Annotated in this window: 27 protein-coding genes and 1 tRNA gene; 15 read left to right on the forward strand and 13 right to left on the reverse strand. The window is 64.8% G+C overall.

Features of this window, described 5'->3' with window-relative positions:
• Position 1: 1 nt before the first annotated feature.
• The 7 genes from ACP97_RS20460 to ACP97_RS12260 all read right to left on the reverse strand — a co-directional run bounded on the left by ACP97_RS20460 (position 2) and on the right by ACP97_RS12260 (position 4,762).
• The gene (locus ACP97_RS20460) at positions 2–403 is read right to left on the reverse strand and encodes a sterol desaturase (RefSeq protein WP_202593606.1); all 402 of its coding nucleotides are present in this window, start codon (positions 401–403) and stop codon (positions 2–4) included.
• 85 nt (positions 404–488) lie between these two features.
• Positions 489–2,342 carry a carbon starvation CstA family protein gene (locus ACP97_RS12235; RefSeq protein WP_049998083.1) on the reverse strand — a complete coding sequence of 618 codons (1,854 nt, stop codon included), beginning with the start codon at positions 2,340–2,342 and terminating at the stop codon, positions 489–491.
• An 80-nt stretch (positions 2,343–2,422) separates the two neighbouring features.
• The gene (locus tag ACP97_RS12240; protein WP_049998084.1) at positions 2,423–3,382 is read right to left on the reverse strand and encodes an ArsA family ATPase; all 960 of its coding nucleotides are present in this window, start codon (positions 3,380–3,382) and stop codon (positions 2,423–2,425) included.
• Complete coding sequence (locus ACP97_RS12245; RefSeq protein WP_049998085.1) at positions 3,383–3,679, reverse strand: hypothetical protein; 297 nt, start codon at positions 3,677–3,679, stop codon at positions 3,383–3,385. It lies immediately after the preceding gene.
• A 52-nt stretch (positions 3,680–3,731) separates the two neighbouring features.
• Positions 3,732–3,956: a hypothetical protein gene (locus ACP97_RS12250; protein WP_049998086.1), complete on the reverse strand. Its 225-nt coding sequence runs from the start codon at positions 3,954–3,956 to the stop codon at positions 3,732–3,734.
• A 63-nt stretch (positions 3,957–4,019) separates the two neighbouring features.
• The gene (locus tag ACP97_RS12255) at positions 4,020–4,427 is read right to left on the reverse strand and encodes an SRPBCC family protein (RefSeq protein WP_049998087.1); all 408 of its coding nucleotides are present in this window, start codon (positions 4,425–4,427) and stop codon (positions 4,020–4,022) included.
• Between the two features lie 14 nt (positions 4,428–4,441).
• Positions 4,442–4,762 carry a hypothetical protein gene (locus ACP97_RS12260; protein ID WP_049998505.1) on the reverse strand — a complete coding sequence of 107 codons (321 nt, stop codon included), beginning with the start codon at positions 4,760–4,762 and terminating at the stop codon, positions 4,442–4,444.
• A 105-nt stretch (positions 4,763–4,867) separates the two neighbouring features.
• On the opposite strand from ACP97_RS12260, the gene ACP97_RS12265 reads away from it, so the two are divergent.
• Both ACP97_RS12265 and upp read left to right on the forward strand, forming a co-directional pair.
• Positions 4,868–5,047 carry a hypothetical protein gene (locus ACP97_RS12265; protein WP_049998088.1) on the forward strand — a complete coding sequence of 60 codons (180 nt, stop codon included), beginning with the start codon at positions 4,868–4,870 and terminating at the stop codon, positions 5,045–5,047.
• A 49-nt stretch (positions 5,048–5,096) separates the two neighbouring features.
• Positions 5,097–5,771, forward strand: a complete 675-nt coding sequence (upp, locus tag ACP97_RS12270; RefSeq protein WP_049998089.1) for a uracil phosphoribosyltransferase — start codon at positions 5,097–5,099, stop codon at positions 5,769–5,771.
• 96 nt (positions 5,772–5,867) lie between these two features.
• Here the strand turns inward: upp and ACP97_RS12275 are convergent, their stop codons facing one another.
• Positions 5,868–6,623 (reverse strand): 23S rRNA (uridine(2552)-2'-O)-methyltransferase, encoded by a 756-nt coding sequence (locus ACP97_RS12275; RefSeq protein WP_049998090.1) that lies wholly within the window; start codon positions 6,621–6,623, stop codon positions 5,868–5,870.
• An 89-nt stretch (positions 6,624–6,712) separates the two neighbouring features.
• On the opposite strand from ACP97_RS12275, the gene ACP97_RS12280 reads away from it, so the two are divergent.
• From ACP97_RS12280 to thsB, 7 genes are all read left to right on the forward strand, one after another.
• Positions 6,713–7,456 carry a DNA polymerase sliding clamp gene (locus ACP97_RS12280; RefSeq protein ID WP_049998091.1) on the forward strand — a complete coding sequence of 248 codons (744 nt, stop codon included), beginning with the start codon at positions 6,713–6,715 and terminating at the stop codon, positions 7,454–7,456.
• A 452-nt stretch (positions 7,457–7,908) separates the two neighbouring features.
• Positions 7,909–9,120: a threonine ammonia-lyase gene (gene ilvA, locus ACP97_RS12285; RefSeq protein WP_049998506.1), complete on the forward strand. Its 1,212-nt coding sequence runs from the start codon at positions 7,909–7,911 to the stop codon at positions 9,118–9,120.
• A gap of 41 nt (positions 9,121–9,161) precedes the next feature.
• On the forward strand, positions 9,162–9,539 hold the full coding sequence (locus ACP97_RS12290; RefSeq protein WP_049998092.1) for a Rid family detoxifying hydrolase: 378 nt from the start codon (positions 9,162–9,164) through the stop codon (positions 9,537–9,539).
• Positions 9,539–9,742: a hypothetical protein gene (locus ACP97_RS12295; protein ID WP_049998093.1), complete on the forward strand. Its 204-nt coding sequence runs from the start codon at positions 9,539–9,541 to the stop codon at positions 9,740–9,742. Before ACP97_RS12290 ends, ACP97_RS12295 begins: the two co-directional genes overlap by 1 nt.
• A 27-nt stretch (positions 9,743–9,769) precedes the next feature.
• A tRNA-Ser gene (locus ACP97_RS12300) sits at positions 9,770–9,850 on the forward strand.
• A 238-nt stretch (positions 9,851–10,088) separates the two neighbouring features.
• Positions 10,089–10,490 carry a DUF7383 domain-containing protein gene (locus ACP97_RS12305; protein WP_202593607.1) on the forward strand — a complete coding sequence of 134 codons (402 nt, stop codon included), beginning with the start codon at positions 10,089–10,091 and terminating at the stop codon, positions 10,488–10,490.
• A gap of 204 nt (positions 10,491–10,694) precedes the next feature.
• Positions 10,695–12,362, forward strand: coding sequence for a thermosome subunit beta (gene thsB, locus ACP97_RS12310; RefSeq protein ID WP_049998095.1), 1,668 nt, complete (start codon positions 10,695–10,697; stop codon positions 12,360–12,362).
• A gap of 196 nt (positions 12,363–12,558) precedes the next feature.
• On the opposite strand, the gene ACP97_RS12315 is transcribed toward thsB, so the two are convergent.
• Positions 12,559–13,380, reverse strand: a complete 822-nt coding sequence (locus ACP97_RS12315; protein WP_049998096.1) for a hypothetical protein — start codon at positions 13,378–13,380, stop codon at positions 12,559–12,561.
• Between the two features lie 95 nt (positions 13,381–13,475).
• Here ACP97_RS12315 and ACP97_RS12320 point away from each other — a divergent pair, with 95 nt between their 5' ends.
• Complete coding sequence (locus tag ACP97_RS12320) at positions 13,476–14,462, forward strand: ornithine cyclodeaminase family protein (protein WP_049998097.1); 987 nt, start codon at positions 13,476–13,478, stop codon at positions 14,460–14,462.
• A 1-nt stretch (position 14,463) separates the two neighbouring features.
• Here ACP97_RS12320 and ACP97_RS12325 read toward each other — a convergent pair whose 3' ends face one another.
• The gene (locus tag ACP97_RS12325; protein ID WP_049998098.1) at positions 14,464–14,685 is read right to left on the reverse strand and encodes a DUF7535 family protein; all 222 of its coding nucleotides are present in this window, start codon (positions 14,683–14,685) and stop codon (positions 14,464–14,466) included.
• Positions 14,686–14,780: 95 nt separating this feature from the next.
• Between ACP97_RS12325 and leuS the strand changes: the two genes are divergently transcribed.
• Together leuS and ACP97_RS12335 are read left to right on the forward strand one after the other, a co-directional pair.
• On the forward strand, positions 14,781–17,426 hold the full coding sequence (gene leuS, locus ACP97_RS12330) for a leucine--tRNA ligase (RefSeq protein ID WP_049998099.1): 2,646 nt from the start codon (positions 14,781–14,783) through the stop codon (positions 17,424–17,426).
• A gap of 186 nt (positions 17,427–17,612) precedes the next feature.
• Positions 17,613–17,927 (forward strand): hypothetical protein, encoded by a 315-nt coding sequence (locus ACP97_RS12335; protein WP_237561159.1) that lies wholly within the window; start codon positions 17,613–17,615, stop codon positions 17,925–17,927.
• Positions 17,928–17,948: 21 nt separating this feature from the next.
• On the opposite strand, the gene ACP97_RS12340 is transcribed toward ACP97_RS12335, so the two are convergent.
• From ACP97_RS12340 to ACP97_RS12350, 3 genes are read right to left on the reverse strand one after another with little or no spacing between them, the layout of a single operon-like run.
• A complete protein-coding gene (locus ACP97_RS12340) occupies positions 17,949–18,368 on the reverse strand; it encodes an Hsp20/alpha crystallin family protein (protein WP_049998100.1) in 420 nt (139 codons plus the stop codon).
• A gap of 40 nt (positions 18,369–18,408) precedes the next feature.
• A complete protein-coding gene (gene pheA / locus ACP97_RS12345; RefSeq protein WP_049998101.1) occupies positions 18,409–19,215 on the reverse strand; it encodes a prephenate dehydratase in 807 nt (268 codons plus the stop codon).
• A gap of 57 nt (positions 19,216–19,272) precedes the next feature.
• Positions 19,273–19,473: a DUF7835 family putative zinc beta-ribbon protein gene (locus ACP97_RS12350; RefSeq protein WP_049998102.1), complete on the reverse strand. Its 201-nt coding sequence runs from the start codon at positions 19,471–19,473 to the stop codon at positions 19,273–19,275.
• A gap of 234 nt (positions 19,474–19,707) precedes the next feature.
• Here ACP97_RS12350 and ACP97_RS12355 point away from each other — a divergent pair, with 234 nt between their 5' ends.
• The 3 genes from ACP97_RS12355 (at position 19,708) to ACP97_RS12365 (ending at position 21,886) form a co-directional block, all read left to right on the forward strand.
• On the forward strand, positions 19,708–20,238 hold the full coding sequence (locus ACP97_RS12355; protein ID WP_049998103.1) for an HIT family protein: 531 nt from the start codon (positions 19,708–19,710) through the stop codon (positions 20,236–20,238).
• A 39-nt stretch (positions 20,239–20,277) separates the two neighbouring features.
• The gene (locus ACP97_RS12360; RefSeq protein ID WP_049998104.1) at positions 20,278–21,237 is read left to right on the forward strand and encodes a cation diffusion facilitator family transporter; all 960 of its coding nucleotides are present in this window, start codon (positions 20,278–20,280) and stop codon (positions 21,235–21,237) included.
• Positions 21,238–21,475: 238 nt separating this feature from the next.
• A complete protein-coding gene (locus ACP97_RS12365) occupies positions 21,476–21,886 on the forward strand; it encodes an SHOCT domain-containing protein (protein WP_049998105.1) in 411 nt (136 codons plus the stop codon).

The raw sequence follows: 21,886 nt of genomic DNA on the forward strand, positions 1-21,886 counted from the left end.
ATCAGGACGATTCCGTCTCGGTCGTCTCCCACGACTCGCGTGATGCGTCGGCACGGACAGTCGTCATCGCCACTCCGAGGGTCATCGATGCGTAGCCGACACCGACGACCAACAGCCCGAGCGCGAGGCGGAGTTCGGCTGACAGCGGGAGCGACGGACCGACGCCGAAGAACGCACCGAGGGTGACGAGCGCGGCGAACGCGCCGGACCAAACGGACGCACGGCGTGTCTCGCCCCGCATCGAAAGCAGCCATCGGTAGCGAAACGTGAGTCGAACCCCGACCGCCCACGCCAGAGCGATGGTGCTGGCGAGCGCGACGTCGGCGACGAGCCAAACGAACGTCGCGCCGCCGACGAGGCTGCCGGCGGTCGCGGCGAGCACCCGAGAACGAGTCGTGTTCACACGGCGAAATAACGCTTTTGGAGGATAACCGTTCGGCCGGAACACGAACTCAGTCGTCGCTCGGTTCACTGCCGAACGACTCGTCTCACTCGTCTTTCGTCGTTCGAGAACCGCTGGTTCTCTCACCCCCGTCGGCCGCGACCGCCCCACCCTCGCCACGGGCCGCCCGGATATTGCCGTAGCCGATGCGAACGAGCGCCAAAGCGAGTCCGACGAGGACGAGTGCGATGGCGATCTGGACGACCGCCGACGCCATCGACGCGATCGTCGCCTCGGCCATCCACGACGGGTCGAGGAACTTCTGGGCGAAGTTCTGTACCAGAGCGAGATACAGCAACGCGAGGACGGTGACCGCGGACATCAACACCATCGGTACGCCCGTCGAAACGAGCTGTTTGGACTCGTCCCAGTTGGCGAGCCAGACGGTGGCGGTCAGGAGCGCGAGCGCCGCGAGCAGCTGGTTCGCGCCCCCGAAGAGCGGCCAGAGGTCGGCCCAACTCCCGCTCGAAACGAGAACGTAGGCGGGAACGATCTGGATGAGGGCGTTGACGTAGCGGTTCGTCGCGGCCTTCTCGACGTTCGTCTCGGGCGTCTCGACGATCTCCTCGAACATGTATCGCCCGAGGCGCACGGCCGTGTCGGTACTCGTGAGCAGGAAGCTCACCAACACCAGCGCCATGAACGGCGCGCCGTACTCGGTCGGAATGCCGAAACTCGTCAGGATGATGCCGCCACCCGTGGCGAAGTTCGGGAGTGCGAGACCGATACCGCCGCCGGCCGGCGTCTGTGCCGCAACCGCAAGCGTTGCGAGCGAGAGCGTCGCCAGCAGTCCTTCACCGAGCATACCACCATACCCGATGGTGCGGGCGTCGGTCTCCTTGTTGAGTTGTTTTGCGGTCGTCCCCGAGGAGACCAGCGAGTGAAAGCCGCTGATGGTGCCACAGGCGATGGTCACGAACAGCAGCGGAAACAGCGGCAGCGGGCCGAACTCGCCGCCCCAGAAACCCTTGTACGCAGCGAGTTCGATGGTGAGCGGCTGTGATGACGTGCCGAGGAACGTGCCGACGATGATGGCGAGCAGCGCGCCGCCGACGCCCGCATACAGCAAGAACGACGAAAGATAGTCACGCGGCTGGAGCAACATCCACACTGGGAGCGCCGAGGCGAGACCGCCGTAGATCATGATGACTGGCACCCACGCCGCGGTGTTCGCGCCGAGACTCGCCGCACCGGGAATCCACGATCCGCCGCCGAAGAGCACCATCGTGCCCGCCGGATACGAGGCGTCCGCGCCGGCCGGGAACAGCGCGAGCGGGAACTCGATGCCGACGAAGACGCTGGCGAAGACGCCGGCGACGAACACCACGGTACCGAGAATAAAGGGTAGATCGAGCTGGTAGAGATAGACGCCGAAGACGAACGCGAGCGCGATGTAGAGGATGCTCGCGGTCGCCGCGCTCGGATAGGCGTTGAACACGATCGAGACCACCAGCGCGAACACCGCGACGACGAGCACGATGGTCAGGAAGGCGAACCACAGCAGCATGTCCTTGCCGCGGGTGCCGACGTACTCGCCGATGATGTAGCCGATGGATTTCCCCTCGTGGCGCAGGCTGCTCGACAGCGAGACGAAGTCGTGGACGCCGCCGAGGATCGGGTTGCCGATGGCGATCCAGAGCAACGCCGGCACCCACCCCCAGACCACGCCCGCCGTGATGGGCCCCACGATCGGTGCCCCACCCGCGATCGACGAGTAGTGGTGTCCGAGCAGAACGGGTTTTTTCGCCGGAACGTACTCCTGACCGTCCTCGTATTTGTGTGCCGGGGTTTCGGCTTCCTCGTCGAGTTCGACGAACCTGGCGAGATAGCGCGAGTAGCCGATATACCCGATACTGAACGTGACGAGCGAAAGGGCGACCATCCAGATGATCTGAACCATGATAACTGTCCACAACAGCCGACGGAATGGAACATCTTAAACGTTGTTCTAGGTTTCTTCGCTCGCCCGACGAAACGTACTCAGGTGGTCGATTCGGGTGCGATGTCGAGTTCGGCGGCCACGTCCGCGAGCAGGTCGCCTTTGACCTCGGCGACGCGGGTTTCGATGGTTCCGAGCACGGGTGGGGCGAACGTCTCGCGGACCTGTGTGACGCGCTCGCGTTCGGTCGCACACCGGTCGCGGAGGTAGCGTGCGCCGCGACCGGTCTCGTCGTCGTCGGGTTCGGGCGTCAGTCGATTGATGAGAACCCCACCCACGGAGAGTCCGTACTCGTCGAGGTCGTCGAGCGCGCGAGAAGTCTCGCGCAGCGAGAGTTCGTCGGGGTTCATCACGAGGAAGAAGGTCGCCCGCTCGCGGAGGGCGTGGCCGGCGAACTCGAACATCTCCTTTCGCTCGCGCAGGCGTTCGATGATGGGGTCGTTTTCGACTCGGCGGCGGGCCTCGCGGTCGCCAATGGCCGCTCGCTCGTAGAGGTCGATGCTCTCGGTGCGCTTTGCGATGAGGCGGTCGATCCAGTCTTCGAGGAACTCCGGGAGCGAGAGCAAGCGGAGCGCTCCCCCCGTTGGTGCCGTATCGAACACCACGCGGTCGTGATCGCTTTCGCGCATTACGTCGATGAACCGGTCGAACAGCGCGGCCTCGTGTGCACCGGGGGTGCGATGGGCGAGTTCGATCTGTCTGTCGATCTCGTTGACCATCGCCGGACTCACCTGATCGGCGAGCGCGCGCTTGGTCTCCATCAGGTGTTCTGAGACCTCCTCGTCCAGGTCGATCTCCATCGCCGATAGGCCATCGTGACCCTCGACCGGCCGGGGGTCGTCACCGAACTCCTGGTCGAATACGTCCGCAGTGCTGTGGGCCGGATCGGTCGAGACCACAAGCGTGTCGAGCCCTGCACGGGCACACTTGAGCGCGTACGCACACGAGACGGTGGTCTTGCCGACGCCGCCCTTCCCGCCGAAGAAGACGAACTCGTTCATCTAGAAGTGGTACTGCTGACCCTTGCGCTCGATGAGCGTGTCACGGTCCCAGAGCCGGCGCTCCCAGCCCTGGAACTCCTCGGCGAGATACGGCAGAAGTTCAGCGGTATAGTAGGAAACTGGACTCGGGATTCCGAAAGCGTCGGCGAAACACGCGAGCATGAACACGTCGTCGGTGTCCTCGGCCTCCTTTTCGATGAGTTCGAACGCGGGTCCCTCGATCATGCCGTGATAGAGTCCATGAAGCCACTCCTCGACGAGTTCGCGGTAGGATCGAATGCGGTCTGCGAGCGCCATGACACGAGAACGATTCGCACTCACTTAAACGACCGCCGGCCGGTGTCGAGGTTCAGCAGGCACAACCGGTCGAAGCGGGCGAGCGCTCGAAGTCCATCTCGTCGCCACAATCGGGACAGCTCGGCGGGTCGTCGCCCTCGACGTCGACGTCACGAACCCGCTCGGCGCAGTCGTGACACCAGTAGGCTCCCTTCGAGCCGTCACCCTTCCCGCCGCCGCGGTTGGCCGATTCGGTCGATGCCTGCAGCGTCTCCGATACCGTGTCGATGATTCCCATGACACTCGTTCGGACGGCGACGGCATAAATCGAGTGGGGCTGTGCGCGACCGACACAGGAGCGTCACTCCACGTCGGTGGCGAGACGGTCGAGCGCCCGTCGGAGTTCGCCACGGCGCTTCCACGCGGCCACGCGGTCGGTGATGGCTGGAAGGGGGAGCCCGGCGCTCACCGTCGAGCGCATCCACACTCTCGCTCCCTCGTCTTTCGCCTCGTAGGTGATCGTGGTTTCGAGCGTCTCCAGTGGCCCCTCACCGCGCTGTTCGTAGACCAGTCCCGCCTCGCGGGTTTCGAAGGCGAGCGTGAGTTCCATTCCCCGAGAGCCGGCGACGACGAGCCAGCCGTCCTCGGTGTCCTCGACCCCGTGAACGGTAAAACTCCCCTCGTATTCGACGAGGGCGGCGGGCGTGAGCGCCCGCTCGACCGTCGCCGGCGTCGCCCGGACGAACCGCGACGCGCTGACCTCGCGCATAGGTGGATCATATGTCAGGGCACGAAAAACGGCAGCGATAGCAGCGCGAGTAGCGCCACGACGACCGTGACCGCACGGATCAGTCGGCGGAGGCGCTGCTCGGGCGGTATCTCGCCATGGAGTTCCGGGCGCGTGGTCAGCACCATCCGATGGTAGGCCGTGCCCGTAGCGAGCACGAAGAGAATCCCCGACAGGGCGAGCGCCACGGGGAGCGAGAGACCGAGCGCCAGCAGATAGACCGGTCCGTACGAAAAGCTCACGAGGAAGGCGAGTGAACCGACGACGAGGAACGGCACCGAATCGACCGGTGTTCCGTGGCGGTTCGTGGGCTTCATGGTTTCGAGTGTGGCGGCCACGCACGTATATCGTGTCGGCCACGGGTCCGTGTCACTCACTCCTCGACCGACGATATAAGTCGATGTGTCCGGTACTACGAACAAATGGCTTCTGAGGGTGACATCCGCGTGTTGATCGTGCTCGATCTGCTGCTCTCGGCGGCCTTCGGCACGATCGTCGTCTGGGGGCTCTCGCTGCTCGGCGTGCTCGCTTTCTCGATTCGAACGGTGGCGCTCGCGGCACTGGTCGTGGCGGCGATCACCTATCTGGCCGTGTTGCGCTGAGTCGGCGGTTGATGGGTGATTTTATACGCGCGCGGCAATCCGCTCTACCATGCCCATCTCCGAGCGCGATTCGGCCTCGCTCATCACCCACGCACTCGCACGCGACACGCTCTCACGGCTGCGAAGCACCGAGACCGAACAGGTCGCCTTCCGGAAGGGACTCGTCAAACTCGGGCGCATCTGTGGCTACGAGATCATCGACGGCGCGATGGAGACCGAGTACGTCTCGATTCAGACACCGCTGGCCGAGACCACCGGCGAGCGCGTCAAGGGTCTCGACGATGTCGTCATCGTCAACGTCCTCCGCGCGGCGACGCCGTTCGTCGAGGGGCTGCTGAAGGCCTTTCCACGAGCGAAACAGGGCGTCATCAGCGCCGGCCGGGACGAGGAAGCCGGCATGACCGACGGCGAGTTTCCCATCTCGATCGACTACACGAAACTCCCCGAAATCACCGAAAACGACACGGTCATCGTCGCCGATCCGATGCTCGCCACCGGCTCGACGATGTGCACCGTCCTTGAACACGTCCTCGCCGACGCGCCCGAACCCGAGGACCTGTTCGTGCTCTCGGCGGTGAGCGCCCCCGACGGCCTGCTTCGGGTCGGCGAACGGTTCCCCGAGGCCGACCTTCTCACCGTGAGCATCGACGACCGCCTCGACGAGAACGGCTTCATCGTGCCGGGACTCGGTGACGCCGGCGACCGCGCGTTCCGCACGCAGTAATCGACCACTTGCGCCGGGTTCCGACACCGCCAACCCCTTCGTTTCGAGTGGAGATTCTGCAACCGGGACGAACGCCGATTCGACGGGCGTGCGGCCTCAGTCGACGCGCTCGGCGAAGCCAAACCGTGGTTTCACGTCCGCGATGCGAACCCGTACTCGCTCGCCTTCCTCGGCGTCGGAGACGAACACGGTGTAGTCGTCGACTTTGGCGATCCCGTCGCCCTCCTCGCCCGTGGCGGTGATCTCGACTTCCAGTTCGTCGCCGACCTCGACGGGGGCGGTCATGCGGCCCTTGCCGACCAGGTAGAGCTCCGAAGATTCGTCGCGCGAGGCGTCGGGCCGCACGGTTCTGACGTACTCGAATTCCCCTTCGATGTCGGCCTCCAGACCGTCGAGGTCGCGGCCGTCGAACACCTTTACGACGAGGTCGCCGCCCGGTGTGAGTACCTCCCGAGCCACGTCCAGGGCCTGACGGGCGAGATGGACCGAGCGCGCGTGATCGAGGTCGTACTCGCCGCTCATGTTCGGGGCCATATCCGAGAGCACGACGTCCGCCTCGCCGATATCGGCCTTCAGCTCCGCCCTGACGTCCTCGTCGGTGAGATCGCCACGGCGGGTCTCGACGCCGTCGATCGCTTCGATGCGCTGGCGGTCGACGCCGACGATGCGACCCTCCGGTGCGCGCTCGGCCGCGACCTGGAGCCAGCCGCCGGGTGCCGCGCCCAGGTCGATCACGGTGCTGCGATCGGTGAAGAGGTCCGCCGTCTCGTCCAACTGCTGGAGCTTGTAGGCCGACCGCGAGCGGTAGCCCTGCTGTTTTGCCTTGTTGTAGTATTCGTCCCGGCGCGCCATCGGCGAGGCTACTCCACGGGCGCGTAAACGCCCTTCGCTCGACGGATCGAACGCACATCTTTTATAACCCGGCTGTCCGTACCGATGCCATGTTCAACGCCATCGTGAGCGCGGGGACGCTCCGGACGGCCCTCGATTCGGTGAGTGTGCTCGTCGAAGAGTGCAAACTCCACCTCAACGACGACGAGATCGCCATTCGTGCTGTGGACCCCGCCAACGTGGGCATGGTCGACCTGACGCTCTCTGCCGACGCCTTCGAATCCTACGAGGCCGACGGCGGCGTCATCGGCGTCAATCTCTCCCGACTGCAGGACATCGCGGGCATGGCCGGCACTGACGATCTCGTCCACCTCGAACTCGACGAGGAGACTCGCAAGCTCCACATCTCCACCGATGGTCTCGAATACACGCTCGCGCTCATCGACCCCGACTCCATCCGGCAGGAACCCGACATCCCGGACCTCGACCTCCCCGCGAAGATCGTCCTCGAAGGCCGCGACATCAATCGCGCCGTGAAGGCCGCCGACATGGTCTCCGATCATATCGCGCTCGGCGTCGAGGAGGAAGACGAACAGTTCTACGTCGATGCCGAAGGCGATACTGATGATGTGCACTTCGAATTGGACCAAGAGGACCTCATCGACCTCACCGTGGGACCGGCCCACTCGCTGTTCAGCCTCGACTACCTCAAGGACATGAACAAGGCCATCCCCGGCGACGCCGAGGTCACCATCGATCTGGGCGAGGAGTTCCCCGTCAAACTCCACTTCGACGTCGCCGAAGCCGAGGGGAGCGTCACCTACATGCTCGCGCCCCGCATCCAGAGCGACTAGACACAACCCACTTTTTTACTCCTCGGGTCGGCTCACTCCGTTCGCCGACCACTCGTCGCAAAAACCTGGACTAAAAACACCCGCTCGTTCGTCTTCGACTCACTCGCGGTGAACCACGCTTACGTCCGTTCGCACGGACGTATCCACCACCGTAACCACCGAGCCGCACAGCACCGCCGAAGCCCTCGGCGCGCTCCCTGCGGTCGCGTGTTCGCTCCGCTCACACCGGTGCGCCTCACCCTTCACCCGCCAGGACCGCACAGTACCGCTACCGCGGCCGTACCGCCACGCAGCCGCGGCCGCCGCAGCACCGCGACCGACACGTTCACTTTCACTCCGCTTGCCGCGCATTGATGAACGTCGGCCACGGAGGGTGGATGCGTCACACGCTTTGGCGGCTCTCCACCGCCGTTTCCAGCAAGACCTATACCGAAGAGCGACGCACTCGGCGTATGCTCGGTCTCGACGACATCCGCGAGGCACGCGAGCGCGTCGAAAGCGTCGCCCGCCACACACCGCTCGAACACTCTCACTCGTTTTCCGACCTCTCGGGCGCTGCCGTCCACCCCAAACTCGAAGTGTTCCAGCGCACCGGTTCGTTCAAGATCCGTGGCGCGAGCAATCGCATCGCCACCCTCACCGACGACGAGCAGGCCGCGGGTGTCGTGACCGCGAGCGCGGGCAATCACGCCCAAGGTGTCGCACTCGCGGCCACGCGCGCGGACGTCGATAGCGTGGTCGTGATGCCCGAACACGCCCCGATTGCGAAGGTCAAAGCCACCCGGAGCTACGGCGCGGAGGTCGTCCTCCACGGTGAGGACTACGACGCGGCGCAGGCTCGCGCCCACGACATCGAAGCCGACGAAAATCGCACCTACGTCCACGCCTTCGACGACCCACGAGTGATGGCCGGCCAGGGAACCATCGGTCTTGAAATCGTCGAGGACCTTCCAACTGTCGAGACGGTCGTCGTCCCCATCGGTGGCGGCGGCCTCATCGCGGGCATCGCCACCGCCATCAAGGCGACAGCGCCCGATGCGCGGGTCGTGGGCGTCGAGGCCGAGGGCGCATCGAGCGTCGCCCAGTCGCTCGAAAAGGGCGCGGTGCAGGCAATCGACGGGGTCGACACCATCGCCGACGGCATCGCTACCCGTCGCGTGGGTGAGCAGACTTTTCCCATCATCGAAGAGCGCGTCGACGAGGTCGTGACGGTCTCGGACCCCGAGATCGCCGTCGCCATCACGACGCTGCTCGAACGCTCGAAGACACTCATCGAGGGTGCGGGTGCGGTGCCGATGGCCGCCATCCTCGCCGAGGCGTTCGAGTACAGCGACGACGAGGTCATCGTCCCGGTGCTCTGTGGCGGCAACATCGACCTCAACATGCTGCGGACGGTGATCATGCGCGGGCTGGTCGAGTCGGGCCGGTATCTCCGATTCCGGACGACGCTCGCAGACCGTCCGGGGTCGCTCGAACGCTTACTGGAGATCATCGCCGACGAGCGCGCGAACATCTACGCCATCCAGCACGACCGCACCTCGCGAGACAGCGGCATGACCGCGACCGAAGTCGAAATCGACCTCGAAACCCGTGGCGAGGAGCACGTCGCCGACCTGCTCGACGAACTCGAAGCCAACGGCTACGCGCCCGAGGTGCTCGTCTGAGTGGAAAGGGGTTTGAGGACGCCCGCCATCGGGTTGATCGTATGTCCGACATCATCGAGACCGACGACGCGGCCGCGGCGGTCGGCGCGTACAGCCAGGCCGTTGCGACCGACTCGCTCGTCTTTACTGCCGGCCAGATCCCGTTCACGCCCGACGGTGACTCGCGGGCCGACGCCTCGATCGCCGAGCAGACCGAACTCGTCCTCGACAACGTCGAGAACGTGCTCGCCGAGGCCGGTTGCGAGCTGAGCGACGTGGTGAAGACGACGATATTCCTCGCCGACATCGACGACTTCGACGAGATGAACGAGACCTACGCCGACCACTTCGACGAGGAGCCGCCGGCCCGGAGCGCGGTGCAGGCGGGCGCGCTGCCGAAGGGCGTCGGCGTCGAAATCGAGGTCATCGCCGCGAAGTAGTGCGCCCGCGCACGAAATCGGGGCTGCTCTGGGGCGCGATCGGCGCGCTTGCCTTTCTGGTACTCGCACAGGGATACGAACTCCTCTTCGCGCCCGGCATCAGCCTGCTCGTCAAACTCGCCATCGCGGTGGTCGTCTGGACCGTCACCGGCGCGGCGAGCTATCTGCTAGAGGGCTGGCTGGCCCGGAGCGAAAGGTCTTAACCCGCGTCGCGGGTACTCACCCACGGAGCCGGGATGGCCGAGTGGTAAGGCGCACGCCTGGAAAGCGTGTTCCCTTTGGGATCCGGGGTTCAAATCCCCGTCCCGGCGCATTTTGCGACGAACGGACGTGAGGAGCTAAATCGCCAACATGGGGATTTGAGCAGGGAGGTCGCGCGCAACGAGCGAAAGCGAGTGAGTACGTCCGACTGAGTTCAAATCCCCGTCCCGGCGTTCTGCTGAGCGGTGCGAAGCAGGGCAGGGAGCAGTTGTGTCGCGACCGTGTTTCCTTGGTTTCGACTTTCGAGCAGACCGCAGACTTAATCCCGTGACCGTCGAGGGTCGGGTAATGCCCGACACCCGGACGCGCGCGAACTACGCGCTGCTCGATTTTCAAGAACACCTCGGCGAGAGTTCCGACGGACTCGACGTGCCGTGGGCGGAGTTCGTCGGCAATCATCGCTCCTCGACCCAGGAGTTCACCGTGCCCGTCGGGCCGGCCACCGAGGCGTACCTCGAATGCCAACTGTTCGAGGTGGGGAGCTACGGCCACGAGATCGTCGTCAACGGTGACGCACTCACGGGCTTCGACATCCCGCCCGCACCGGGCTGGCAGTACTGGATGGATCCCATCACCGGCGCGGATCTCGAAGCCGGGGAGAACACGGTCCGATTCGTCCGCGACGCCGACACTCGCGACGATTTCGTGGTCGGATCGGTCGTCGTTCATTGGAAAGAACCCGTCGAGTGAACCGTTCGGATATAAACGGGCATCGATGCGACCGATCGTGAACAACAACTCGTGCTAACGTCTTTCACACGTTCGACGAAACGACCTCCGAGGCGGTCGATTTCTCGATCGAAGGGCAGTCACTGATCGCCGACGTGGGATAACCCGAATAGCTGCTTTTATATAGAAGCACATTCAATCGTTCGGTGAATCATGAGTCAGCGAATGCAGGGTCAACCCATGATCATCATGGGCGACGACTCCCAGCGCGTCAAGGACCGCGACGCACAGTCGCACAACATCGACGCGGCACGGGCAGTAGCGGACTCGGTCCGCTCGACACTCGGGCCGAAAGGGATGGACAAGATGCTCGTCTCCTCGATGGGCGACGTCACCGTCACGAACGACGGCGTCACCATCCTCACGGAGATGGACATCAACAACCCGACGGCGGAGATGATCGTCGAGGTCGCAGAAACGCAGGAAGACGAGGCGGGCGACGGCACCACAACCGCCGTGGCGGTCGCGGGCGAACTCCTGAAAAACGCCGAGGACCTCATCGAGCAGGACATCCACCCAACAGCCATCATCCGGGGCTTCCACATGGCTAGCGAGAAGGCCCGGGAAGAGATCGGCAACGTCGCCGAAGAGGTCGATGCCGACGACACGGACAGAATCAAGAAGGTCGCCGAGACCTCGATGACCGGCAAGGGCGCGGAGCTGAACAAGGAACAGCTCGCCCAGCTCATCGTCGACGCCGTGCAGAACGTGACCGTCGAAAACGAGGTGGGCGAGAGCGTCGTCGACCTCGAATTCGTCAACATCGAGACGCAAACAGGGAAGTCCGCGAGCGACTCGGAACTGCTCGACGGCGCGGTTATCTCTAAGGACCCGGTCCACGACACGATGCCGACCGACGTCGAGGACGCCTCGGTGCTCCTGCTCAGTGAGGCCGTCGAGGTCGAGGAGGCGAACGTCGATTCGCAGGTCAGCCTCTCCGATCCCGACCAGCTCCAGCAGTTCCTCGATCAGGAGGACGAACAGCTCAAACAGAAGGTCGAGCAGATCAAGGACACCGGCGCTGACGTCGTCTTCTGCCAGAAAGGCATCGACGACCTCGCCCAGCACTACCTCGCCAAAGAGGGAATCCTGGCCGTTCGCCGCGCGAAGAAATCCGACATCGAATTCCTGAAGGAGGTCCTCGGTGCCTCGATCGTCTCCGACCTCAAGAGCGCTACCAGCGCCGACCTCGGCACCGGCTCGGTGACGCGCGACGACGATGAAGAACTGTTCTACGTCGAGGGCGAGGACTCCCACGGCGTGACGCTTCTTCTGCGAGGGTCGACCGACCACGTGGTCGACGAACTCGAACGCGGCATCACCGACGCGCTCGAAGTCGTCGCGCAAACCGTTTCGGACGGGCGCGTGCTCGCCGGCGGCGGCGCGGTCGAGGTCGAAGTCGCCTCCCGACTCCGTGAGTACGCCGACTCCGTGAGCGGGCGCGAACAGCTCGCCGTCGAGACGTTCGCCGACTCGCTCGAACTCGTGCCCCGAGTGCTCGCCGAGAACGCCGGGCTTGATCCCATCGACACCCTGGTCGACCTGCGCTCGGCCCACGAGTCGGGCGACGAGCAGGCGGGACTGAACGTCTTCACTGGCGACGTCGAGAACACTTTCGAGGCCGGCGTCGTCGAACCGGCTCACGCCAAAGAGCAGGCGCTATCGAGTGCCACCGAGGCCGCGAACCTCGTGCTCAAGATCGACGACATCATCTCCGCCGGCGACCTCACGACCGAGGGCGACGGCGACGAGGGCGGTCCGGGCGGCGCACCCGGCGGTATGGGTGGCATGGGCGGAATGGGCGGTATGGGTGGCATGGGCGGCATGATGTAACCCCACTTTTTGCATCACTCGCGGCCTAACCGGCCGCTCGCTCGCAAAAACTTGGGAAAAAGATCGCAACCGCACCCGCAACGAACCCCAAACTGCTCCGCAACCGTACTGCGACCGCACGAACGCCCGATTTTTATCTCACTTCGATAGCTACGACCATTCGACTTCGGGTGTCGTCCGACCCACGTCCGGCCGTTCAGTTTTGGCTGTCTGCCGGCGGTGTCGTCCGGTTTTTCGCGGTTTCGACCCACGATGGCCGCTCGGGTGCATCTGTCGCACCGACCTTCGTGTATCGACTTTCCCTGATGATTTGGGAGACTTCCTCCCCGTCAAACGGTGCCTCTCGTACCGTCCGATAGCTGTGGATGAACCCTCGGCTATCGACGAGCATTCGGAGACTGATGTTCCCCTGTCCGTATCGCTCGTCGTTCCGTGCGTCCCCTCGAACGAGATACAGCGTGGTCCCGTTGCGTTCCCGTTCGGTCACGGAGCTGTTAGCGATACTGAACGGTTCGAGAAGAGTTCGCAGTCCCGCTCCGCTAACGCCGTATCGTTCCCCGGAATACGCTTCGTATTGACGGTACGTCGTCGTTCCGTTCGGAAACGTTTGCTTCTGAAACGTTCGTCCGCCCTTCGCCCAGATCGAATACGTGGCGGTGCCGTTTCCTTCCGAGACGTAGTGAACGCCCTCACTCGGCGATCCTGCACGGAGTGTCCCCGTCGACCGACCGATGATCGAGCCGTTCTGTGCCACGCCTGTCGAATTCGACCGCAGAGTAAACGATCGATTCCGGAGGACGGACGTGTGAGCACCGACGAGGACGCGGGGATTCTCGATGCCCTCTCCCGTGAGTCCGGGTGCGAATTGTGGCACTGGCGTGGGTGTCGGCTTGTCCGTGGGAACCGCGGCCGGCGTGACCGTTTCGGTCGAGTCATCACCGTCGCCACCGAACACGCCCGAACAGCCGGCGAGAACGACCAGCACGACGACCAGCATCGTCCCGAGCGCGCGTCGCATGGGTTCGATTCACAGCCATTGTGGCAAATACTTTGTCGTCGACGCGCTCGCTCCGGAGGTGGTGGAGTTAAGACGCGGGCGCAGATATCGCCGCTATGGAAACACTCCTGCTCGACCGCGAGGCCGTGGATACGAACGCGCGGATGGACGAGGTCATCGACGCCGTGAGCGAGGCGTTCGCGGCCTACGAGCGCGGCGACGCGCTGATGCCGACGAAATCCTACATCGAACTCGACCAGTACAACGGGGACTTCCGCTCGATGCCCGCCTACATGGACGCCGGCGAGTGGGACGCCGCCGGCATCAAGTGGGTCAACGTCCACCCCGACAACCCCCAGAAGTTCGACCTTCCTACTGTGATCGGGACGATGATCTACTCGGACCCCGAGAACGCCGTCCCGCTGGCCATCATGGACGGCACCGAACTCACGATGAAACGGACTGGGGCTGCGGCGGCCGTCGCCACCGACCACCTCGCCATCCCCGAGGCCCGCAGCATGGGACTCGTCGGCGCTGGCGTCCAGTCGTACACCCAACTCGAAGCCATCGCCGAAGTCCGTCCCATCGAGGAGGTGGTCGTCTCGGATCTCGACGAAAACGCGGTCGATACGTTCGTCGAGACCTTCGACGACCGCTTCGACGTCCGCGCCGGCTCGATAGCCGAAGCCGCCGCCTGTGACGTTCTCTCGACGGTGACGCCCAGCACCGAACCGCTCGTCTCGCGGGCCGACCTCGGCGCGCACACCCACGTCAACGCGATGGGAGCCGACGCCGCCGCAAAGCAGGAACTCGCTTCCGACGTCCTCCGCGAGGCGAAACTCGTCATCGACGACCACGCCCAGACCACCCACTCGGGCGAGATCAGCATCCCCTATTCGGAAGGAATCATCGACGATTCGGACATCCACGGCGCGGTCGGCGAGATCGTCGTCGGCGACCGGTCGGGCCGCACCGAGGAGGACGGTATCACCGTGTTCGATAGTACTGGGTTGGCGATTCAGGACGTGGCGACCGCCCACGTCATCTACGAGCACGCCAGCGAGACCGGCGGCGTCGATTCCTTCGCGTTCGTCAGTCGCTAGGCTACTCGCCCGCGCGGTCGGCGGCGCTACCGAACAGTTTCGTCAGCAGCCAGACCACGACGAGTATCGGCAACAGCGGCAGCGCGACCACGAGCAGGCCGGCGAAGATCGCCCAGCCGATGGCATCCATCTCCACGTTCCGGTGCATCTTCGAGGGCGGCGTGACCGTCCGCAGCGCCTTTTTCACCGCACCCGGGTCGTCGTCTGAGTCGTTTCCGCTCATAGCGGTACTACGGAGGCCATCGAAAAGAACCCAGCGGCCGACCGCCCCAATGACAACATAAAAAACCGACCGTCGTCAACCGTTCGTCATCACTCATGGACCAACAGAGCACCTACGACCACGCCGCCATCGAATCGAAGTGGCAGGAGCGCTGGGCCGACGCCGACGTCTATCGCACGCCCGACGACGCCACCGACCCGAGCTACGTGCTCGCCATGTTCCCCTACCCGTCGGGAGACCTCCACATGGGCCACGTCAGGAACTACACCATCACCGACGCCTACGCGCGCTACCAGCGCATGCAAGGCGAGGACGTGCTCCACCCGATGGGCTGGGATTCCTTTGGACTCCCTGCCGAGAACGCGGCCATCGAGCGCGAGATCGACCCCCGCGAGTGGACGATGGACTGCATCGACACGATGAAGGCCCAGATGAAGTCGATGGGCTTTGGCTACGACTGGCATAGGGAAATAACGACCTGCGAACCCGAGTATTACCGCTGGAACCAGTGGCTATTTAAACAGTTCTACGAGGAAGATCTCGCCGAGCGCAAAGGCGGAGAGGTCAACTGGTGTCCCTCGTGTGAAACCGTCTTGGCCGACGAGCAGGTCGAGGGCGAGGCCGAACTCTGCTGGCGCTGTGACACGCCCGTCGAATCCCGGGTGCTCGATCAATGGTTCTTGACTATCACCGACTACGCCGACGAACTGCTCGACGGCATCGAGGGGCTGGACGACTGGCCCGACAGCGTGCGCGGGATGCAGCGCAACTGGATCGGCCGTCAGGAGGGCGCCACAGTCGAATTCGAGGTGCCCGACTTCGGCGGCATCGAGGTGTTCACCACTCGCTTGGACACCATCCACGGCGCGACCTTCTTCGCGCTCGCACCGGGTCACGAACTCACCCAGTCACTCGTCGCCGACGACCCCGAACTCGAAGCGCAGGTCGCAACGCTCGACCCGGACGCAGAGGGCGACGAAAAGCGTGGCGTGTTCACCGGCGAGCACGCCACGAACCCCGTGACGGGCGAGGAGATCCCCATCTACGTCGCGGATTTCGTCCTCTCGGACGTCGGTACGGGCGCGCTGATGGGCGTGCCGGGCCACGACCAGCGCGACCACGAGTTCGCCACCGAGTACGACATCGAGATCCGGCAGGTCGTCGCCCCCGAGGAGGGTGAGGTCGACATCGGCGAGGAAGCCTACACCGACGAGGGCGTGCTCGTCAACAGCGGCGAGTACGACGGAATGGAAAGTACCGCCGCGCGCGAACAGTTGGTCGAGGACATCGAGACGGCGGCTCACCACACGCAGTACCGCCTGCGCGATTGGCTCATCTCCCGCCAGCGCTACTGGGGCACGCCGATCCCGGTCGTCCACTGCGAGGAGTGCGGCCCAGTATTGGTGCCCGACGAGGAGCTGCCCGTCGAACTCCCGGAGTTCGTCCCGACGCCGACGGGCAACCCCCTCGAAGAGGTCGATACGTTCGTCCACACCGAGTGTCCGGAGTGTGGCGGCCCCGCCGAGCGCGAGACCGACACGATGGACACGTTCATGGACTCGTCGTGGTACTTCCTCAGATTCACTTCGCCCGACCGTGAGGACGTCCCCTTCGACACCGAGCGCGCGAACGACTGGATGCCCGTCGACAAGTACGTCGGCGGCATCGAGCACGCGGTGATGCATCTGCTCTACTCGCGGTTCGTCACGCGCGCCATTTCGGATATGGACATGCTCGACGTCCGCGAGCCGTTCGAGCACTACCTCCCGCAGGGGATGGTCCAACTGGAGGGGACGGCGATGTCGTCGAGTAAGGGTAACGTCGTTTCTCCAGTGGAGATCAGGGACGAGTACGGCGCAGACACCGCCCGACTGTTCATGATGGGTGCGGCCCGCCCGAGCAAGGACTTCGACTGGACCGAGCGCGGCGTCCGGTCGAGCAACGAGTTCGTCGGGCGACTCGTCGAGATGGTCGAAGCGTTCGCCGCCGACGAGAGCGCGACCACCGACGCTGGCGAGCGCCCCATCGACGAGTACGTTGCCCGCGAGATCGACGCGACCATCGCCGAGACGACCGCCGGTTACGAGAGTTTCCGATTCAACGACGCGCTCCGGGAGGCTCGTGGACTGGTCTCGCTGCTTCGGCGCTACCGCGAGCAGGCGACGCCCGATTCTCATACTTTCGAGCGCGGCCTGAAAACGGCGGTGCGGCTGTTCGCGCCCGTCACGCCCCACGTCGCCGAGGAGTGCTGGACGACACTCGGCGAGGAGGGGTTCGTCGCCGCGGCCGACTGGCCCGAGGCAGCACACGACGCCGACCACGCGGCCGAGCGCCGACTGATCGAGAACACCCGCGAGGACGTTCGCCACATCATCGACGTGGCCGACATCAGTAACCCAGAGGAAATCGAGGTCGTCGTCGCGCCCGCGTGGAAACATCGGGCGCTCGATATCGCCATCGGTAGCGATGACGATGTGGTGGGTAGTGTGATGGCCGACGAGGACCTCCGCGAGCGCGGCGAGGCGGCCGCCGACTACGCGAAGGACCTCGCCGAGCGCCGTCAGTCACTCTCCAAATCGCTCGCACCCGACGAGGAGTTCGCGGCGCTGCGCCGTGCCGAGTGGCTGTTCGAACGCGAGTTCGGTTGTCCTGTGCGCCTCGAACGTGCGAGCGACGCACCCGAGGAGATCGCCCGAACGGCGACGCCCGGTCGGCCCGCCATCGAGATCCACGAGGACTAACCTCTCACCAGTCGAAAACCATAGGAGCTGCTCGATCAACTCTTCGTCGATGGGTTCGTTCACCACCGTGGTCCAATCGCGCCTCCGCGGGCGTCTCGCCACCTTTCGGCCGCGATTCGGCTGGCAGACCGAACGGTACATCGCTGGCACGCCGGGTGTACAGACGATCACGCCGCCCTCGTCGAGTTGGAGTGGCGGCGGGCCGACCCGGCGGACAACACCGCGAAACTGTTCCGACATCTCGCCGAGGAGACGCTCGCTGCCGGCTCCATCGACGTGTTTCAGGTGTTCACTGACTACTACGACCTCACGAACGGTGGCGTCTCGTCGAAACGACTGAACGCCGAGTTCGTCGGGGAAATCGGTGCCGACGCGCTCGACTCGTTTCGCTATCACGCCGTCGAGTTCGCCCTCGACCCGCCCAAACGCGGCGGCGACCGACCCGCCGGCTGGGAGGACGTGACCGACGAGACGGCTCGAAAGATCGCCGAACGGCTCTGAAACGAGGGAAATCGGACTCTCTCAGTCGATGTCGATGCTGCGCGAGTCCCCGTCGCCCGTGGCCTTCGGGAGCGTCACCGTCAGCACGCCGTTGGTGTAGGCGGCGCTGGCTGCGTCCTCTTCGACCTCCTCGGGCAGCGAGAGCGAGCGACTGACCGACCGGCGGCGGCGCTCGCGGCGGAGATAGTTACCCTCGCCCGCCTCGGTGGATTCGTCGCGCTCGGCGCTGATTCTGAGAGTTCGGTCGGCCACCGAGAGGTCGATGTCCTCGCGCTCGTAGCCCGGCAGGTCGGCGGTGACCTCGAAGCTGTCCTCGTGGTCGGCGAGGTCCACCGAGAGCGACTGGGTCGCCGGCATGGACATCTCGTCGAACTGGCCGAACTGGTCGTTCATCCGCTCGAACATCCGCTCGATCTCCTCGAAGGGGTTGCGTCGGGACATTCACCACGAGTTACGGCCGCGACGGCCTTAAATCTCACACTCACTCGACGACGTGTTCGACGTCGTACGAACCGAGCCGGCGCACCCAGCCCTCCGCGGCGAGGTCCTCGACGACCGCGATGGCCTCCTGTGTGCGTTCCTCGTACAGGCCGGCCTCGACGTCGATGTGGAAGACGTAATCGCCGAGGCGCTCACCGCTCGGTCGCGACTCGATGCGCGTCATGTTGATGCGCCGGTCGGCGAACGGTTCGAGTAGATCGAGCAGGAGTCCGGGGTAATCGTCGTTCGGGTAGACGATGAGCGAACTCTTGCCGCCGCCCGTCGAGCGCTCCTCGATGGGGGCGACGACGACGAACCGGGTCGCGTTCGAGGTGCGGTCCTGAACGTTCTCGGCGAGTACCCTGAGTTCACCGCCGGCCGTGTCGGGATGGCCGATGGCCGCTACCGCCGAATCCTCACGGGCGCGTTCGACGCCGCGGGCGGTGCTCGTGACCGATTCGAGCGCCACCTCGGGATATTCGGCGTCGAGATAGCTTCGACACTGCGCGAGCGCCTGTGAGTGGCTCGCCACCGTGGTGAACTCCTCGTGCTGGGCGAGCAGCGCGTGGCGAACAGGAGTAATGAGTTCGCGCACGACCGCCACCTCGTACTGGGCGAGTGCGTCGAGACTCTCGGTCACGGAGCCTTCGATGCTGTTCTCGACCGGGACGATGCCCCGCTCGGCGTCACCCGCGGCGACCGCCTCGACGATGCCGGTGACGGATTCACGGAAGTCGATGTCGTCGCCGACGGCCTGCGCTGCGCGGTGGGAGTACGTGCCGGCCGGCCCGAGCGTGACTGCCTCCATTGGCGGCATCTGTTTACCGCCGGGTAAAAGTTCGTCGTGTCGGCGGACCGAAAGCCACTACGCGTTGTTCATCCGCAGCGCCGTCTCGCTGCCGCAGGCCATACACTCGGTGATGCGGTAGGGTTCACGCGAGAACTCGCGATTCTCGTGTTTGTCGCTCTCGGTGCGCAGCTCGATCGAGACGCTGTGAGGGGTGTCGTGGCCGCAGTCTTCGCAGGCTTCAGTGAGGTCGCTTGCCGATCGCGTCTTGGTTGACATCACCCGTCTCTCGGGTCGAGACCGGCATAAACACCGGAAGCCGTTCGCCTCGGTTTCTTTCGGTTTCAACGGGTCATCGCAAGAAAGCCACGTAGAGCCGCGGAAACACCCGATCTCGACGAACCGTTTTCGTGGCGTGAACGGTGGAACGATCGCAAACGGCCAAAAAACTTATTACAATTGGATTTCGGCCGCGATACCAGCGGTTAAATCGCTCCCTTGGATACGGCGTGCATGGACGAACTGTTCGCGCCGTGGCGCATCGAATGGGTCGAGCGCGAGGACAACGCCGACGGCTGTGCGTTCTGTGCCCTCCCCGAGCGCGGCGCGGACAGGGAGTCGAGAATCGTCGCCCGGAGCGAGCACGCCTTCTGCCTCCTGAACAACGCACCCTACAATCCGGGTCACGCGATGGTGATTCCGTACCGTCACACCGGTGAGTACGCGGACCTCACCGACGAGGAACTGCTCGACCACGCGCGCCTCACCCAACGGACGTTGCGAGCCATCGAGGAGGGTCTCGACCCCGACGGCGCGAACACGGGCATGAACCTCGGGAACGCGGCCGGCGGCTCCATCGGCGACCACCTCCACACGCACGTCGTCCCGCGCTGGGCGGGCGACACCAACTTCATGGCGGTCGTCGGCGAGACGCAGGTCATCGTCGAGGCCATCGCGGACACTTACGACCACCTCCACGGGGCGTTCGCCGACCAGGAGGGCACTCGCGTCGACGGGGCCGACGACGCCGTCCGTATCGCGTAGGCCGAAGCGTCTTTGTCCGCGCTCGCCAACCTCACGGTGATGAGCCGTGCGAGTGCGGTGCGGCGGATCGGTCTCGTCGTGCTCGCCGCGAACGTCGTGCTCGCCGCCGCCAAGGGCTGGGTCTGGCTCGGTACCGGGAGCCTCGCGGTCGGTTCGGAGGCCGCCAACAGCCTCGTCGACGCCGTCTATGCGACCGTCGTGCTCGCCGGACTGTATCTCACGACCCAACCGCCCGACAGCGAACATCCTCACGGCCACGAGCGCATCGAACCGTTCGTCGCGCTCGCCATCGCGCTCGGTATCTTTCTGACCGGCGGCACGGTCCTTTTCCAATCGGTGTCGGCCATCCTTTCGGACACCGTGACCGCCACCGAGAGTCCGACCGCGATCGCGGTGCTCGGCGGCGCGGCGCTCGTAAAGGCTGGACTGTACCGCTACTCCCTCTCGGCAAGCAACACCCACGACTCGCCGGCGCTCGCGGCGACCGCGCTCGACAACCGCAACGACGTGCTCACGGCGGGGGCGGCGCTTTTCGGCGTGCTCGGCGCGCGCTTCGGGGTTCCACTGCTCGACCCGCTCGCGGCGGCGCTCGTCTCCGTCGGAATCCTCTATACGGGTGTCGAGGTCGTCCGGGACAACGTACCCTATCTGGTGGGCGGCGCACCCTCCGAAACCCTCCAGCGGCGCATCCTCCGACGCGCGCTCGCTCACCCAGATGTTGAGGGTGCTCACGACGTCATCGCCCACTACGTGGGGCCTGAAATCGACGTGAGCCTCCACATCGAGGTCGAGGGCGACCGCACGCTGCGGGAGGCTCACGCCATCGAGAGTGCGGTCGTCGAATCGATCCGCGCGCTCGAACGCGTCGACGACGTCTTCGTCCACATCGACCCGAAGGAACTCGGCGAATGGAAACGCGACCCGACTACCGACAGACTGGTTCGCGGGACCGACGAGCGACCGGACGACGAACCAAAGGTCGACGGCGGTCGCGGATAGTCGTCGTTCCTCTGCAATCCATACGGTTGCGGTCGACGCGCGCCCGTGTACGTGGTCTGTCCGAACGGGATCGCTCGAAACGGCGAAGTCACTTCGTGATGGGGCGGAATATCTCCCGTTCTGGCTGCAAGTCGGGCTTTACTCGGCGACGAAAGACGGTTCGCGTCCGAAGCATACGTCGACCCGAGGAGTGATCCTGGGGGTGTAGATTTTTGTTCTCCAGTCGAAACATAGGGGTATGAGTACCGTTCGCGAACGCGCCGTCGAGAACGCGACCGAGATCGCCTCGATGATCGTGCTCGGTCTCGGGTTGCTCGCGCTGTTCACCGGCTGGCCGCCGATCCCGTTCTGGCTCGTCTTCGCCGTCGGTTTCGCGGTGGTCGTGCCCATCGTCGCCGTTCTCGCCGGCGAGGACGAATCCGATGGGGAGGAGGGCCGTGACGACCGGTGGGCGAACGGCGACAGCCACCGCGAGGACTCGTCCACTGGGACCGACGGGGACCCACTCGAAACGCTGCGCGAGCGCTACGCGCGCGGCGACCTCACGGACGAACAGTTCGAGCGCAAACTCGACGCGCTGTTCGAGACCGACAGCCCGGAAAACGCCGCCGAGTGGCGAAGTCGCGACCGACTCGAAGAGGAATCGTAG

It is taken from the genome of Halococcus sediminicola (genome assembly GCF_000755245.1).
Taxonomy (GTDB): Archaea; Halobacteriota; Halobacteria; order Halobacteriales; family Halococcaceae; genus Halococcus; species Halococcus sediminicola.